Below are 15651 nucleotides of genomic sequence, written 5' to 3'. Positions count from 1 at the left end.
CGCCGACACCGATCCCGGCCCACGCGCCCCCCGCTTCGCCGCCGGCACCGGCCGCTTCGCCGAAGCGTGCCGGATGGCGTGGATCGCACTCGTGTCGCACCGGCTGCGCACGCTGCTGACGATGCTTGGCATCATCATCGGCATCACGTCGGTCGTGTCGATCGTCGCGGTCGGCGAAGGCGCGAAGCGCTACATGCTCGAGGAGATCGGCAGCATCGGCACCAATACGATCAGCCTCTATCCGGGCGCCGACTGGGGCGACAGCCGCGCGGACACGATCCAGACGCTCGTGCCCGCGGACGTCGTCGCGCTCGCGGAGCAACCGTACGTTGACAGCGCGACGCCCGAAACGTCGCGCACGCTGCTGCTGCGCTTCCGCAACGTCAATGTGAACGCGCTCGTGAGCGGCGTCGGCGAACGCTACTTCCAGGCGCGCGGAATGCGCTTCGCGCTCGGCGTCGCGTTCGACGACGATGCCGTGCGCCGTCAGGCGCAGGTGGCCGTGATCGACCAGAACACGCGCCGCAAGCTGTTCGGCGCGACGCGCAATCCGGTCGGCGAAGTGATCCTGGTCGACAACGTGCCGTGCGTCGTGATCGGCGTGACCGCCGACAAGAAGAGCGCATTCGGCAGCGTGAAAAGCCTGAACGTGTGGGTGCCGTACACGACCGCCAGCGGGCGTCTGTTCGGCCAGCGCTATCTCGACAGCATCACCGTGCGCGTGCGCGACGGGCAGCCGAGCGCCGCCGCCGAGAAAAGCCTCGAGAAGCTGATGATCCAGCGCCACGGCCGCAAGGACTTCTTCACGTACAACATGGACAGCGTGGTCAAGACCGTCGAGAAAACCGGCCAGTCGCTGACGCTGCTGCTGTCGCTGATCGCGGTGATCTCGCTCGTCGTCGGCGGGATCGGCGTGATGAACATCATGCTGGTGTCGGTGACCGAACGCACGCGCGAGATCGGCATCCGGATGGCGGTCGGCGCGCGCCAGTCCGACATCCTGCAGCAGTTCCTCGTCGAGGCCGTGCTCGTGTGCCTGCTCGGCGGCACGATCGGCATCGCGCTGTCGTTCGGGCTCGGCGCGCTGTTCTCGATGTTCGTCGCGCAGTGGAAGATGGTGTTCTCGGCCGGCGCGATCGTGACCGCATTCGTGTGCTCGACGCTCACCGGTGTGATTTTCGGGTTCATGCCCGCGCGCAACGCGTCGCGGCTCGATCCGATCGATGCGCTCGCGCGCGACTGACGAAACATGACCATCACGCATTCCTCCCCGCTTCGCCGCCTCGGCGCATTCGCCTGCGCGGCCGCGTTGCTCGCCGGCTGCGCGGGTACGCGCCACGATCCGCTGCCGCCCGTCGCGATGCCCGCGAACTGGGCCGCGCCGGTCACGGCCGACGCGCCGCCCGCCACGCGCGACTGGTGGCGCAGCTTCGGCGATCCGCAACTCGACGCGCTGATCGACGACGCGCTGCGCGCCAACAACGACCTCGCGATCGCGGCGATCCGCGTGTATCGCGCGCAGTTGCAGGCCGGGCTCGTCGATACGAACCTGACGCCCAACGTGACGCTCGGCGCGAACGGCGCCGTGTCGCGCACGCTCGATACGCACCGGACGAGCCAGTCGAGCGGCCTCAACGGTTCGCTCAGCTACGAAATCGACCTGTGGGGCCGGCTGGCCGCGCTGCGCGATGCCGCGCACTGGGAAGCCGACGCGACGGCCGCCGATCTCGAAGCCGCGCGGCTGTCGCTGATCGGCACGACCGCGGCGCTGTACTGGCAGATCGGCTATCTGAACCGGCAGATCGCGCTCGGCGACGCGAACATCGCGTATGCGGTGCGCACGCTCGCGCTCGTCCGGTCGCGGCACGCGGCCGGCGCCGTGTCGGGGCTCGATCTCGCGCAGGCCGAACAGAGCCTCGCCGCGCAACGCGCGGCGCAGACGCAACTGATCCAGCAGCGCACCGAGAACCGCCACGCGCTCGCGATCCTGTTCGACCGGCCGCCGCAGCAACTGGCGGCCGAGCCGGCGGCACTGCCGGACGCCGCACCGCCCGACGTGGCGGCCGGCCTGCCCGCGAGCCTGCTCGGCCGGCGCCCCGATCTGCGGGCGGCGGAATTCCGGCTGCGCGAATCGCTCGCGCAGGTCGACGCGACGCGCACGAGCTTCTACCCGACCTTCACGCTGACCGGCAGCGCCGGCACGACGAGCGCGAGCCTCGAGCGCGTGCTGACGAACCCGGTCGGCACGCTCGGGCTCGGCCTCGCGCTGCCGTTCATCCAGTGGAACACGATGCAGTTGCAGATCAAGGTGTCGAAGTCGCAGTACGAGGAAGCGGTCGTCGGGTTCCGCCAGCGGCTCTACACGGCGCTCGCGGAAGTCGAGAATGCGCTATCGGCGCGCGTGCAGCTCGAACGCGAGGCCGAACAGCGCGCGCTGTCGCTCGCGCAGGCGCAGCGTGCCGAACGGCTGGCCGCCGCGCGCTTCGCGGCCGGCGCGACCGCCGTGCAGCCGTGGCTCGACCAGCAACAGGTGCTGAGGAGCGCGCAGAGCGCCGACGAGCTGACGCGCCTGAACCGGCTCAACAACCAGATGAAGCTCTACCGCGCGCTCGGCGGCGGGACGTCCTGACCGGCCGTCACGCGCCGCACGCCGGCCGCGTCATTCGCACACGGCCGCCCCGCGCCGCGCCGGCGCGAACGCCACCGCGCTCGCCGTTGCGAGCAAGGCCACGCCTGCCGCGCCGTACACCATCACCCAGCAGAACCCGTGCACGAGCGCCGCGTGCAGCGCCGCGCCGCTCGGGTCGGCCTGCGCGAGCGCCGGCGCGATCGCCTGCAGCCCGTCGGTGCGGCCCGCCGCGATTTCCTGCGCGAGCCGGCGCAGCGCTGCGTCGCCGATTGCGCCGGCCGGCCCGCCCTTCAGGCTCGCGACGATCCCCGCCACGAGCACGAAGCCCATCGCCGCGATGTTCAGCGCGAGCGAGATCATCCGCGCGCTCATGTCGATGCCCGACGCCATCCCGGCCCGCGCACTCGGCACCGCGCCCGTCGTCGTGTTGGTGACGGGCGTGTTGGTCAGCCCGAGCCCGATGCCGGCGATCACGCAACCCGGCAGCATCGTCAGCCAGCTCGCGTGATTGGCCGCGCTGCCGAGCCGCATCAGCACGAAGCCGGCCGCGATCGTGAACAGCCCGGCCGGAATCACGACGCCCGGCCCGTAGCGCAGCGCGAGCCGTTCGCCGAACGGCGGCGCGATCAGCGTCGGCAGCGTGTACGCGAGCAATGCGAGGCCGGCCGTCACGCTGTCGTAGCCGAGCGCGACCTGGAACCAGATCGGCAGGTAGATCATGAACGGCCAGAAGCTGAAGTTCATCCCCATCGAGCCGAAGATCGCGCCGGTGAACGCGCGGATCCGGAACACCGAGAAGTCGAACATCGGCCGCGCGCTGGCGCGCTCCGCGATGAAGAAGCCGATCACCGCGACCACGGTCGCACCGAGCACGCCGAGGCCGGCCGCGCTCGTCAGCCCGAGCTCGGCGCTTTGCGTGATGTAAAAGGCGACACCGAGCACCGCGAGCGACAGCGTGACGATACCCGCGACGTCGAGCGCGCCCGCATGCGGATCGCGCGATTCCTGCACCGCGCCGCCGATCAGCACGAGCGCGACGGCCGCGAGCGGCGCATGGACGAGGAACACCCACGGCCAGCTCGCCAGCGCGACGATCGCGCCGCCGACGATCGGCCCGAAGCCGAGCCCGATGCCGAACACGATCCCCCAGATCCCGAATGCGCGGCCGCGCTCGCGCCCTTCGCGGAACTGGTGCGACAGCACGGCGATCTGGCAGATCAGCATCGCGCCGCCGCTCGCGCCCTGCAGCAGCCGGCCCGCGACGAGCACCGGCACGTTCGGCGCGAGCCCGCACAGCAACGACGTCGCGCCGAACAGCACGGTGCCGATCACGTATACGCGCTTGCGGCCGAACCGGTCCGCGAGCGTGCCGGCCGCCATCAGCACCGTCGTACACGCGATCGTGTACGCGTTCATGATCCACTGCATGCCGTTGAAATCGCCATGCAGCACGTGTTCGAGCGTCGGCAGGATCACCGGCACGCTTGAGATTTCGAGGCCGAACATCAGCGACGTGAGACAGACGGCCGCGAGCGCGACCGCATTCCTGCGGGAGTCGGATAGCGTCATGCGTATTGCGCGGCGGCCCGGCGACAGGCCGCGCGCCTCCAGGTGAGTAGGATTCGCCGCGCGCGGCCGGCGACGCACGCTGGGCGGGAATCGGTACTATAGTGAGAATTTCCCTCCCCATTGACGCATCCATTTCTACGAACTGGGGAATCACAGGACACAATCCGCGCAACCCGCTATGACCGACAGACTCGATGGCGTGACGACCTTCGTCCAGGTGGTGGAATCCGGCAGCTTCGCGCTCGCCGCGGAACGGCTCGACATGACGCGCTCGGCCGTCGGCAAGGCGATCGCGCGGCTCGAAAAGCGGCTCGGCGCGCGGCTGCTGCAGCGCACGACGCGCAGCCAGAGCCTGACCGACGACGGCCAGGCGTACTACGACCGCTGCGTACGCGCGCTGGCGGAACTGGAAGCGGCGGAAGCCGATCTCGACTGCGGTCGCAACGAGGCGCGCGGCAAGCTGCGGCTGAGCGTGCCGCTCGCGTTCGGGCACCACTGCGTGACGCCGATCGTGCTCGACCTCGCGCGCACTTACCCGCACCTGCGGATCGACGTGTCGATCACCGACCGTTTCGTCGATCTCGTCGAGGAAGGCATCGATCTCGCGGTGCGGATCGGCCCGCTCGCGGACAGCACGAGCCTTGCGGTGCGGCGGCTCGGCACGCAATACGGGAGCCTCGGCGCGGCGCCATCGTATCTCGCGCGTTACGGCACCCCGCAATCGCTCGACGACCTGAAGAACCACCGCACGATCGCGTATTCACGCTCGGGCGTCGTGCAACCGTGGTACCTGCGTGCGCCGGACGGCTCGAGCGTCCACATCGACATGCCGCACCAGCTCAGTTTCGACGACGTGCAGGCGATCGCGGCGGCCGGTGCGTCGGGGTTCGGGATCGCGTGGTTGCCGAGCTGGCTGCTCGATCACTACGTGAAGCGCGGGGAGATGGTGGTCGTGCTCGATCGCTGCTTCGTCTGCGAAGGCGACATTCATGCGATCTGGCCGAAGACGCGCTACCTGCCGCGCAAGACGCGCTGCGTGATCGATGCGCTCGTGGAGGCGGTGCCGCCGATGATCGAGCGCTGAGCGCGAAAGAACCGCAACGAAATACGCGGCAACCGACGCGCCGCGCGGGCGCGTCGGCTCATCGCATCACGCCGCGCCGAGATCGGCGAGCGGATGCGCGAACAGTTTCCACGGCGACGTCAGGAAATGCCGCACGCGTTCGGCGCGCAGCTCGACGAGCGATGCGGGCGCCCAGCGCGGCTTGCGATCCTTGTCGACGAGATGCGCGCGCACGCCTTCGCAGAAATCGCCTTCCTCGATCGCGCGCGCGACGATGCCGAGCTCCATCCGGAACGATTCCGCGAGCGTCATCTGCCGGCCGCGCAGCAGCGCCTCGCGCGTCACGGCGAGCATCGTCGGCGAATGGCTCGCGAGCGCGTCGAGCGTCGCCTGCAGCCACTGGCGGTGCTCGCGCGCCAGCTCGTCGCGCGCCAGCTCCTGCGTGAGCGTCGCGACGATCCGCTCGACGGTCGAACGCTTGTCGAAGTGGCGAACGATCCACGGCATCTGGCTGTCGAGCGCCGCATGCGGCACCACGTTGCACGGCGGCTCGAACACCTTGCGCAGCAACGGCAGCGCGTCGCCGTCCCACTTGACGCTTTCGATGCGCGTCTCGAACGTGTCGAGCCACGCGGACGGCACGCACAGGTCCGCGAGCTTCGCGGTCAGCGCGTCGGCGCCCGACAGCATCGCACCGGTCAACCCGACGTACAGTTCGAGTTCGGCCGGCATGCCCGACAGGAAATGCGTGGCGCCGACGTCGGGCACGAGGCCGATGCGCGTTTCCGGCATCGCGATCTTGCTGCGCTCGGTCGCGACGCGCAGCGCCGCGCCCTGCGCGAGGCCCATGCCGCCGCCCATCGTCACGCCGTCCATCAGCGCGACGACCGGCTTCGGGAACGTGTGGATCGCGTAGTCGAGCCGGTACTCGTCGACGAAGAACGGCAGCCAGGTCTCGCGCTGCGCGACCATCCGGTACAGCTCGCGTACGTCACCGCCCGCGCAGAAGCCCTTCTCGCCCGCGCCGCGCAGCACGAGCGCGACGATCTGGTCGTCGTGGCGGCAGCGCTCGAACAGCGCGGTCAGCTCGCCGATCATCGCGTACGACAGCGCGTTGAGCGCGGCCGGCCGGTTCAGCGTGATCAGCGCCACGCGGTTCACCACGCGGAACAGCACCTCGGGCGCATGTTCCGCGAACGTGTCGTGATTCGTCACCGGCGTGCTCATCGTTGCGGCTCTCCATCGGTGCGCCACTGCGGCGCGCGCTTGCCCAGGAACGCCGCCACGCCTTCGCGCGGATCGGCCGTGTCGAACAGGTCGACGAAGCGTTCGCGTTCGACCGCGAGCGCCGCGCCGCGCGGCACGCCGCGTCGGGCGAGGCCGATCAGCTCCTTGCTGTAGGCCACCGCATGCGGGCTTTGCCGCGCGACGTTGCGTGCCAGCGCGAGTGCCGCGTCGCGCGCGGCGCCGCTGTCCACCACGTCCTCGACGAGGCCGATCCGCAGTGCAGTCGCCGCGTCGACGCGCGCGCCGGTCAGGATGATCTTCTTCGCCCAGCCCTCGCCCACGAGCCAGGGCAGCGTCTGCGTGCCAAGCCCGCACGGCAGCAGCCCGACCGACGGTTCGGGCAGCGCCATCTGCGCATGCGTCTCCGCGATCCGCAGGTCGCATGCGAGCGCGCATTCGAGGCCACCGCCCATCGCATAGCCGTTGATCGCCGCGATCGTCACGACGCGCGCGTCGTGCAGCGCCTCGAACGCCGCGCCGAAGCGCGCCGCCATCGTGCGCGCGACCGCGCGATCGCCGTCGGCGAACGTGTTGAGATCGGCGCCCGCGCTGAAGAACTTCGGACCGTCGCCGGTGATCACCAGCGCGCGCACGCGCGGGTTCGCATTCAGTTCGGCGACGGTTTGCTGCAATTGCTGCAGCCCGTCGGCGGTAAAGGCGTTCGCGGGCGGACGCTTGAGCGTCACGCACGCGATCGCGCCGTCGTCGACGTAGTCGAGTTCGATCATCACGCGTCCTTCTTCGTGGCCGGTTGATACAGGCGGATCACCGCCGAGAAATCGAGCTGGCCGTCGCCGCGGCTGCTCATCGTCTGGTACAGCTGCTGCGCGAGCGCGCCGAGATAGACGGGCTGGCGCGCCTGCTTCGCCGCATCGTTCGCGAGGCCGAGATCCTTCAGCATCAGGTCGGTGCCGAAGCCGCCCGAGTAGCCGCGCGACGACGGCGCGGTCTCGATCACGCCCGGATACGGGTTGTAGGTGTCCGAGCTCCAGCAGCGGCCGGTCGACGTGTTGACGATGCCGGCCAGCACCTTCGGGTCGATGCCGAGCGCGACGCCGAGCGACATCGCCTCCGACACCGCCGCCATCGAGATGCCGAGCACGAGGTTGTTGCAGACCTTCGCGACCTGCCCCATGCCCGTCGCGCCGCAGTGGACGATGTTCTTGCCCATGCCGGCGAGCACCGGCTTCACGCGCTCGAAATCCGCGTCGCTGCCGCCGACCATGAAGGTCAGCGTGCCGGCCGCCGCGCCGCCGGTGCCGCCCGACACCGGCGCATCGACGAACGCGCCGCCGTGCTCGCGCACCAGCGCGCCGAACGCCTGCGCGCTCGCCGGGTCGATCGTGCTCGAATCGATCACGGTCGCGCCCGCGCCGAGGCCGGCCAGCACGCCGTTCTCGCCGGACAGCACCGAGCGCACGTGCGGCGCGGCCGGCAGCATCGTGATCACGAACGTCGCGCCCGATGCCGCGTCGCGCGGGGAAGCTGCCACCTGCGCGCCGGCGTCCTGCAGCGCGCGCAACGCGTCGGCGCTCAGGTCGAACGCGTGCACGTCGTGGCCGGCTTTCAGCAGGTTCAGCGCCATCGGCGCGCCCATGTGGCCGAGGCCGATAAATCCGATTTTCATGTTGGTGTCCTCCGCCGCTCAGTGCAGCCGGATCGTCGTATTCACCGGGCCGGCCGTCGTGTCGTCGTCGAACCAGCGCGCGGTGACCGTCTTGGTCTGCGTGTAGAACTGCACGACCTGCTTGCCGTACGGGCCGAGATCGCCGAGCTTCGAGCCGCGCGAACCGGTGAAGCTGAAGAACGGCACGGGTACCGGAATCGGGATGTTGATGCCGACCTGGCCGACGTCGATCTCGCTCTGGAACTTGCGTGCCGCCGCGCCGCTCTGCGTGAAGAGGCCCACGCCGTTGCCCATCGGGTTCGCGTTGACCAGCGCGATCGCGTCGTCGAGCGTGTCGACTTCCATCACGACCAGCACCGGTCCGAAGATTTCATGCGTGTAGACCGTCATGTCGGTCGTCACGCCGGAAAAGATCGTCGGGCCGATGAAGTTGCCTTCCTCGAAGCCGGCGACCTTCACGTCGCGGCCGTCGAGTTCGAGCTTCGCGCCTTCCTTGATGCCCATGTCGATCAGCGACAGAATCCGCGCCTTCGCGCCGCGCGACACGACCGGCCCGACGTCGGTGCCCGCTTCCGAGCCCGCGTTGACCTTCAGCGTCTTCGCCTTCGCGACGATGTCGGGCAGCCATTCGCGCGCGTTGCCCACCAGCACCGCGACGGAAGTCGCCATGCAGCGCTGGCCGGCCGCGCCGAAGCCCGCGCCGACGAGCGCGTTGATCGTCTGCTCGCGGTTCGCGTCGGGCAGCACGATCGCGTGGTTCTTCGCGCCCATCATCGACTGCACGCGCTTGCCGTGCTGGCTGCCGAGGTTGTACACGTGCGTGCCGACGGCGGTCGAGCCGACGAACGAGATCGCCTTCACGAGCGGATGCGTGCAGATCGCATCGACGACTTCCTTGCCGCCGTGCACGACGTTCAGCACGCCTTTCGGTACGCCGGCTTCCAGCGCGAGCTCGACGAGCTCCATCGTCGACATCGGGTCCTGCTCGGACGGCTTCAGCACGAACGTGTTGCCGCACACGATCGCCATCGGGAACATCCACAGCGGAATCATCGCGGGAAAATTGAACGGCGTGATGCCCGCGCACACGCCGAGCGGCTGGCGCAGCGTGTAGGTGTCGACGCCGCCCGCGACGTTCTCCGCGAATTCGCCGAGCTGCAGCGTGCCGATCGAGCATGCGTGCTCGACCACTTCGAGGCCGCGGAAGATGTCGCCTTCGGCATCGGGAATCGTCTTGCCCTGCTCGGCCGTCAGCGTCTTCGCGATGCGCTGCTGGTTCGCGCGCACCAGATCCTGGAACTTCAGCATGATGCGCATGCGCGCGGCGATCGGCGTGTTCTTCCACGTCGCATACGCGGCGTGCGCGGCCTGCACGGCCGCGTCGACTTCCGCGACGGTCGCGAACGGCACGCGTGCGAGCACCTGCTGCGTCGCCGGGTTGACGATGTCGCGCCACTCGTTCGTGGCGGACTCGACGAAGGCGCCGTCGATCAGCAGCTTGACCGTCGGCACGTCTTGCCCCGTGCGGGGCGTCGGATTCGCGTTCATCAGAGCACTCTCCTTGCAGTGGGCCGCGTGGCGTCGTGCGACGCGCGGCCGGTTCGGTTCAGCGAGGCGGCGGGCGACGCGCGGAAAAAAAGCAGCGCGCGCGACCCGCGGCCGGTCATTTCAGTTCGGCGGCGAAATCTTCTTCCCAGTACTCGCCGGGCATACGTTCGGTCGCGTCGTCGCCGCGCTCGATCTCGCGGCGGCGCAGCTCGACGCGGCGAATCTTCCCGGAGATCGTCTTCGGCAGTTCCGCGAATTGCAGGCGACGGATACGCTTGTACGGCGCGAGCTTCTCGCGCGAGAAACGGAAGATCTCCAGCGCGAGCGCGGGGCTTTCTTCATAGCCCTGGCGCAGCGTGATGAAGGTCTTCGGCACCGCCAGCCGCACCGGGTCCGGGCTCGGCACGACGGCCGCTTCCGCGATCGCCGGATGCTCGATCAGCACGCTTTCCAGTTCGAACGGGCTCAGCCGGTAGTCGGACGACTTGAACACGTCGTCCGCGCGGCCGATGTACACGTAGTAGCCGTCGTCGCGACGCATCGCGATGTCCGACGTGCGGTAGTGGCCGTCGCGCATCGCGTGGGCCGTCGCGTCCGGATTGTTCGCGTAGCCCTTCATCAGCCCGACCGGACGCGTGACGTCGCCACCGATCGGCAGCGCGACCTCGCCTTCGGTCACCGGCGCGCCGTCCGGGTCGAGCAGCGCGATCCGGTAGCCGGGCAGCGGCCGGCCCATCGAGCCCGCGACCACCGGCTGGCCCGGCGAGTTGCCGATCAGGCAGGTCGTCTCGGTCTGGCCGTAGCCGTCGCGAATCGAGATGTTCCACGCCTTCTTCACGCGCTCGATGATCTCGGGATTCAGCGGCTCGCCCGCGCCGACGATCTCGCGCAGCTTCACGTCGAACGACGCGAGCGGCTGCTGCACGAGCATGCGCCACACGGTCGGCGGCGCGCACAGCGTCGTCACGCGATACTTGACGAGCGCATCGAGCACGACCTTCGGCTCGAAGCGCGCATAGTTGAACGCGAACACGCACGCCTGCGCATTCCACGGCGCGAAGAAGCAGCTCCACGCGTGCTTCGCCCAGCCCGGGGAGCTGATGTTCCAGTGGATGTCGCCCGGCTGCAGGCCGACCCAGTACATCGTCGACAGATGGCCGACCGGATAGGTGCGGTGCGTGTGCTCGACGAGCTTCGGCTTCGACGTCGTGCCGGACGTGAAGTACAGCAGCATCGGATCGTTCGCGTGCGTGACGGCGTCCGGCTCGAACGCAGCGCTCGCCGCATAGCCGTCGTTCATCGCGAGCCAGCCCGCGCGCGGCGCGCCGGCGACGATCTTCTGCGCGAGGCCGAGATCGGGCTGTTCGAATTTCGCGGCTTCGTTCTCGTCGACGATCGCGTATTTCGCGCCGCCGATCTGCACGCGGTCGCGCACGTCGTCGGGCGACAGTTGCGTGGTGGCGGGCAGCACGATCGCGCCGAGCTTCATCGCGGCCAGCATCGCGTCCCACAGCTCGACCCGGTTCGGCAGCATCAGCAGGATGCGGTCGCCGCGCACGACGCCGATCGCGCGCAGCCAGTTCGCGATCCGCGACGAACGCTCGGACATCTGCGCGAACGAATACGGATCGCCCGTGCCGGTCGCCGCGTCGACGATCCACAGCGCGGGCTGGTCGTTGCCGCGCGCCATCGGGTCGAAGTAGTCGAGCGCCCAGTTGAACGCATCGAGCACCGGCCATTCGAAATCGCGGTATGCGGTGTCGTAGTCGGTGCGATGGCGCAGCAGAAAGTCGCGTGCGTCCAGGAATGCCTGTACCGTCATGTGTCGTCTCCGTCCAGTCTCCATGCCCAGCGCTCAACCGGTGCAGGTGCTGCAGCACATGCCCGGTTCCGTGTTGCACGGCGCACGGTCACGTCGTTGCGTGCCGCGTTCACCGCGCTGCCCTCGTGCCCTGCGTGATGCTGTCGTCCCGGTGCGACCGTCGCGGCTCAAAGCTGCCGCGCGATCACCATCCGTTGCACTTCGCTGGTGCCTTCGTAAATCTGCGTGATGCGCGCGTCGCGATAGTGACGCTCGACTTCGTAATCGACCAGGTAGCCGTAGCCGCCGTGAATCTGGATCGCATCCGAACACACGCGCTCGGCCATCTCGGACGCGAACAGCTTCGCCTGCGACGCTTCCGACAGGCACGGCAGCCCGGCCGTGCGCAGCTTCGCCGCGTGATGCACGAGCAGGCGCGCGGCGTTGATCTGCACGGCCATGTCGGCGAGCTTCTGCTGGATCGCCTGATGCTCGGCGATCGGCTTGCCGAACTGCACGCGCTCGCCCGCATAGCGGCGCGCCTTGTCGAACGCGGCGCGCGCGATGCCGAGCGCCTGCGCGGCGATGCCGATGCGGCCGCCTTCGAGGTTCGACAGCGCGATCTTCAGCCCTTCGCCGCGATTGCCGAGCAGGTTGTCTTCCGGAATCGCGCAGTTCTCGAACGTGATCGGGCACGTATCCGACGCGCGGATGCCCATCTTCTTCTCGGGCTTGCCGACGATGAAGCCCGGCGTGTCGGTCGGCACCAGGAACGCGGAAATGCCGCGCTTGCCGGCTTCCGGGTCGGTCATGGCAAAAACGATCGCGACACCGGCGCGCTGGCCGTTGGTCACGAACTGCTTCGCGCCGTTCAGCACCCATTGGCCGTCGCGCAGCTCGGCCCGCGTGCGCAGGTTGTTCGCTTCGGAACCGGCATGCGGCTCGGTCAGGCAGAACGCGCCGATCACGCGACCGGCCGCCATGTCGGCCAGCCAGCGGTCCTTCTGCGCGGGCGTGCCGAAGCCGAGGATCGGCCCGCAGCCGACCGAGTTGTGCACGCTCATCATCGTCGCGCACGCGGCGTCGCCGGCCGCCACTTCCTCCATCGCCAGCGCATAGGCCACGTAGTCCGTATACGAGCCGCCCAGCTCCTGCGGCACGATCATCCCGAGCAGGCCGAGCTCGCCGAGCTGCGCGACGATCGCGTCGGGCAGGTGCGCGTCGTGGTCCCACTGCGCGGCGTTCGGCGCCAGCATCTCGGTGGCAAAAGCGCGCGCCGCATCGCGGATCATCCGCTGATCTTCGGTGTAAAGCTCGTCCATGGTGCTGCTGTCTCCCGCGGCCGCCGGGCGCGACCGTCCTTGCGTTTCGATGCAACAAGTGTAGGCAAGCACGCGCGACTGTTCGATGCTCGCGTCGCTCATTTACACTGAGCGTTTTTGCCACACCGGCGACACCGATGAAGCAGGAAGACAAGGGAACCGTCGCGATCAGCCTCGTCGCGTACAGCGTCGCGCTGGCCACGCGGCGCGGCGTCGCGGCCGAGCCGCTGCTCGCGCAGGCCGGCATCGCGCCCGCGCTGCTCGGGCAGCCGCGCGCACGCGTGTCCGCGCAGCAATACGGCGGGCTGTGGAACGCCATCGCGCGCACGCTCGACGACGAGTTTTTCGGGCAGGATCGCCACCCGATGCGCAGCGGCAGCTTCATCGCGATGAGCCAGGCCGCGCTGTCGGCGCGCGACGGGCTGCACGCGATGGCGCGCGCGGTGAACTTCATGCACTGCGTGCTCGACGACCTCCACGCGGAGCTCGACGCGAACCCGCAGCGCGTGCGGCTGCGTTTCGTGCACCGCAACAACGGCGCGACGCCCGCGATGTTCACGTACGCGACCTATTTCATCATCGTGTACGGCCTCACCTGCTGGCTGATCGGACGGCGCATTCCGCTGCTGCATGCGAGCTTCCGCTGCGACACGCCACCGGCCGATCACGAATACCCGTCGATGTTCTGCGACGACATGCGCTTCAACGAGCCCGAGTCGTATGTCGATTTCGATCCCGAATTCGCGACGCTGCCGGTCGTGCAGAACGCGAAGACGCTGAAAACGTTTCTGCGCAACGCGCCGGCCAGCTTCATCGTCAAGTACCGCAATCCGAACGCGCTCGCGCAACGCGTGCGCGCGGTGCTGCGCGGGATGCCGCCCGCCGCGTGGCCGGGCGCGGGCGGGATGGCCGCGCGGCTGCACGTGGCCGAGGCCACGCTGCGCCGCAAGCTGCATCAGGAAGGCCACGCGTACCAGTCGATCAAGGACACGCTGCGGCGCGATCTCGCGTTCGAGGCGCTGGCCGACCCCGCCCGCACGATCGCCGATGTCGCGGCCGCGACCGGTTTCGCGGAACCGAGCGCGTTCTACCGCGCGTTCCGCAAATGGAGCGGGCGCAGCCCGGCCGAGTTTCGGGAAGAAGCGCTCGCGCGCGGCGGCGGCGCCGGCTGAAGGCGCGGCCGGCCCGCCTCGCCTTCGCGCTTTGCGCCGAAACCGCCTAATCTTCAAGCATCGGGCCTACGCCCTTTCCGCCAGCCGGACGGCACGCGGCCGTGCGCCGCCCGGACGTCCCGATGCGCTTTCACCGTCATGGCCCGCCGCCGGCGCCTGCCGCGCCCGACGGCCGCCCCCGTCACCCGCTGTCCGCGCGGGTCGCGCGCGCCGCGCTGTTCGCGGCGCTGCTCGTCGTGTGCGCCGCGCTCGCCGCGCCGCCATCGGCCGACGCGCCCGCCGCGCATCCGGTCGTCGTGATTCCCGTCAACGGCGCGATCGGCCCGGCCAGCGCCGATTTCATCGTGCGTTCGCTCGACCGCGCGGCCCGCGAGCATGCGCCGCTCGCGATCCTTCAGCTCGACACGCCCGGCGGCCTCGATACGTCGATGCGGCAGATCATCAAGGCCGTCCTCCGCTCGCCGGTGCCGGTCGCCGCCTTCGTCGCGCCGGGCGGCGCGCGGGCGGCGAGCGCGGGCACCTACATCGTCTATGCGAGCCACTTCGCGGCGATGGCGCCCGGCACCAACCTCGGCGCGGCGTCGCCCGTGCAGTTCGGCATCGGCGGCGCGGCGCCGCCAGGCGCGAATCCCGCCGCGCCGCGACCGACCGGTGCATCGGGTGCGTCTGGCGTGTCGGACGCGGCTGCCGTGCTGCCGACCGATACGCAATCGACCGAGATCCGCAAGGCGATCCAGGACGCTTCCGCATACATCCGCGGCCTCGCGCAATTGCGCGGACGCAATGTCGAATGGGCCGAGCGCGCGGTGCGCGAGGCCGTGAGCCTGTCGGCGAACGAAGCGCGCGCGCAGCACGTCGTCGACGTGATCGCGCCGGACCCGGCCGACCTCGCGCGCCAGCTCGACGGCCGCACGGTGACGACGACTGCCGGCACGCTGCATCTCGCGACCGCGCACGCGCCGCTCGTCGTGCTCGCGCCCGACTGGCGCAGCCGGTTCCTCGCGATCATCGCCGATCCGAACGTCGCGCTGATCCTGCTGACGATCGGCATCTACGGCCTCTTCTTCGAATTCGCGAACCCCGGTTTCGTGCTGCCGGGCGTCGCCGGCACGATCTGCCTGCTGGTCGGACTGTTCGCGATGCAGTTGCTGCCGATCAGCTATGCGGGCCTCGGCCTCGTGCTGCTCGGGCTCGGCTGCCTCGTCGCGGAAGCGTTCCTGCCGACCTTCGGCGTGCTCGGGTTCGGCGGGATCGTCGCGTTCACGATCGGCGCGCTGATGCTGATCGACACCGACGTGCCCGGCTACGGGATTCCGTGGCCCGTGATCGCGAGCCTGGCGCTCGGCGGCGCGCTGCTCGTCGCGGGCGTGTCGAGCGTCGCGCTGCGCGCGCGGCGCCGCCCGGTCGTGACGGGCGCCGAGGCGATGCTCGGCAGCATCGGCGAAGTGCTCGACGACGGCCTGCAGCCGGACCAGCCGCATGGCGCGACCGACGCCGCGCCGTCGGCCGCCGGCTGGGCGCGCGTGCACGGCGAGCGCTGGCGCGTGGCGAGCAGCACGCCGCTGGCCGCCGGCTGCCGCGTGCGCGTCACCGGCCGCCATGGGCTGACGCTGACGGTCGCGCCGCTCTACGA

General features: G+C 69.8%; 12 protein-coding genes. 5 read left to right on the top strand and 7 right to left on the bottom strand.

Features of this window, described 5'->3' with window-relative positions:
• Together H0X90_RS35045 and H0X90_RS35040 are read left to right on the top strand one after the other, a co-directional pair.
• The coding region (locus H0X90_RS35045; protein ID WP_139352381.1) for an ABC transporter permease at positions 1 to 1243 on the top strand (1243 nt) is incomplete at its 5' end.
• Between the two features lie 6 nt (positions 1244 to 1249).
• Positions 1250 to 2629: an efflux transporter outer membrane subunit gene (locus tag H0X90_RS35040; protein WP_077189064.1), complete on the top strand. Its 1380-nt coding sequence runs from the start codon at positions 1250 to 1252 to the stop codon at positions 2627 to 2629.
• 30 nt (positions 2630 to 2659) lie between these two features.
• On the opposite strand, the gene H0X90_RS35035 is transcribed toward H0X90_RS35040, so the two are convergent.
• A complete protein-coding gene (locus tag H0X90_RS35035; protein WP_077189065.1) occupies positions 2660 to 4198 on the bottom strand; it encodes an MFS transporter in 1539 nt (512 codons plus the stop codon).
• Between the two features lie 178 nt (positions 4199 to 4376).
• Between H0X90_RS35035 and H0X90_RS35030 the strand changes: the two genes are divergently transcribed.
• Positions 4377 to 5282 carry a LysR family transcriptional regulator gene (locus H0X90_RS35030; protein WP_034202034.1) on the top strand — a complete coding sequence of 302 codons (906 nt, stop codon included), beginning with the start codon at positions 4377 to 4379 and terminating at the stop codon, positions 5280 to 5282.
• A gap of 66 nt (positions 5283 to 5348) precedes the next feature.
• Here the strand turns inward: H0X90_RS35030 and H0X90_RS35025 are convergent, their stop codons facing one another.
• The 6 genes from H0X90_RS35025 to H0X90_RS35000 form a co-directional block, all read right to left on the bottom strand.
• On the bottom strand, positions 5349 to 6488 hold the full coding sequence (locus H0X90_RS35025; RefSeq protein ID WP_077189066.1) for an enoyl-CoA hydratase/isomerase family protein: 1140 nt from the start codon (positions 6486 to 6488) through the stop codon (positions 5349 to 5351).
• On the bottom strand, positions 6485 to 7276 hold the full coding sequence (locus H0X90_RS35020; RefSeq protein ID WP_062910336.1) for an enoyl-CoA hydratase: 792 nt from the start codon (positions 7274 to 7276) through the stop codon (positions 6485 to 6487). Before H0X90_RS35020 ends, H0X90_RS35025 begins: the two co-directional genes overlap by 4 nt.
• Positions 7276 to 8175: a 3-hydroxyisobutyrate dehydrogenase gene (gene mmsB / locus H0X90_RS35015; RefSeq protein WP_006480765.1), complete on the bottom strand. Its 900-nt coding sequence runs from the start codon at positions 8173 to 8175 to the stop codon at positions 7276 to 7278. The genes H0X90_RS35020 and mmsB overlap by 1 nt, the downstream gene beginning before the upstream one ends.
• A gap of 18 nt (positions 8176 to 8193) precedes the next feature.
• Entirely contained in the window at positions 8194 to 9723 is a 1530-nt protein-coding gene (locus H0X90_RS35010) for a CoA-acylating methylmalonate-semialdehyde dehydrogenase (protein ID WP_077189067.1), read from the bottom strand.
• A gap of 115 nt (positions 9724 to 9838) precedes the next feature.
• The gene (locus H0X90_RS35005; protein ID WP_062884902.1) at positions 9839 to 11545 is read right to left on the bottom strand and encodes an AMP-binding protein; all 1707 of its coding nucleotides are present in this window, start codon (positions 11543 to 11545) and stop codon (positions 9839 to 9841) included.
• A gap of 167 nt (positions 11546 to 11712) precedes the next feature.
• On the bottom strand, positions 11713 to 12846 hold the full coding sequence (locus H0X90_RS35000; RefSeq protein ID WP_006482812.1) for an acyl-CoA dehydrogenase family protein: 1134 nt from the start codon (positions 12844 to 12846) through the stop codon (positions 11713 to 11715).
• A gap of 137 nt (positions 12847 to 12983) precedes the next feature.
• Between H0X90_RS35000 and H0X90_RS34995 the strand changes: the two genes are divergently transcribed.
• Both H0X90_RS34995 and H0X90_RS34990 read left to right on the top strand, forming a co-directional pair.
• The gene (locus H0X90_RS34995; protein WP_077189068.1) at positions 12984 to 14018 is read left to right on the top strand and encodes an AraC family transcriptional regulator; all 1035 of its coding nucleotides are present in this window, start codon (positions 12984 to 12986) and stop codon (positions 14016 to 14018) included.
• Between the two features lie 122 nt (positions 14019 to 14140).
• Positions 14141 to 15651: nodulation protein NfeD (locus tag H0X90_RS34990; protein ID WP_077213658.1), on the top strand; the 1511-nt coding region annotated here is incomplete at its 3' end.

The organism is Burkholderia sp. 9775_39, assembly GCF_015712225.1.
GTDB lineage: Bacteria > Pseudomonadota > Gammaproteobacteria > Burkholderiales > Burkholderiaceae > Burkholderia > Burkholderia cenocepacia.
The sequence above is the reverse complement of the archived record's forward strand: the minus strand, read 5'-3'. Positions and strand labels throughout refer to the sequence as shown.

What these genes read in the sequence shown, in the direction of transcription:
- H0X90_RS35010 (WP_077189067.1), bottom strand. Translation starts at nt 9,723, where the DNA reads ATGAACGCGAATCCGACGCCCCGCACGGGGCAAGACGTGCCGACGGTC.
- H0X90_RS35000 (WP_006482812.1), bottom strand. Translation starts at nt 12,846, where the DNA reads ATGGACGAGCTTTACACCGAAGATCAGCGGATGATCCGCGATGCGGCG.
- H0X90_RS35020 (WP_062910336.1), bottom strand. Translation starts at nt 7,276, where the DNA reads ATGATCGAACTCGACTACGTCGACGACGGCGCGATCGCGTGCGTGACG.
- H0X90_RS35025 (WP_077189066.1), bottom strand. Translation starts at nt 6,488, where the DNA reads ATGAGCACGCCGGTGACGAATCACGACACGTTCGCGGAACATGCGCCC.
- H0X90_RS34995 (WP_077189068.1), top strand. Translation starts at nt 12,984, where the DNA reads ATGAAGCAGGAAGACAAGGGAACCGTCGCGATCAGCCTCGTCGCGTAC.
- H0X90_RS35005 (WP_062884902.1), bottom strand. Translation starts at nt 11,545, where the DNA reads ATGACGGTACAGGCATTCCTGGACGCACGCGACTTTCTGCTGCGCCAT.
- H0X90_RS35040 (WP_077189064.1), top strand. Translation starts at nt 1,250, where the DNA reads ATGACCATCACGCATTCCTCCCCGCTTCGCCGCCTCGGCGCATTCGCC.
- mmsB (WP_006480765.1), bottom strand. Translation starts at nt 8,175, where the DNA reads ATGAAAATCGGATTTATCGGCCTCGGCCACATGGGCGCGCCGATGGCG.
- H0X90_RS35030 (WP_034202034.1), top strand. Translation starts at nt 4,377, where the DNA reads ATGACCGACAGACTCGATGGCGTGACGACCTTCGTCCAGGTGGTGGAA.
- H0X90_RS35035 (WP_077189065.1), bottom strand. Translation starts at nt 4,198, where the DNA reads ATGACGCTATCCGACTCCCGCAGGAATGCGGTCGCGCTCGCGGCCGTC.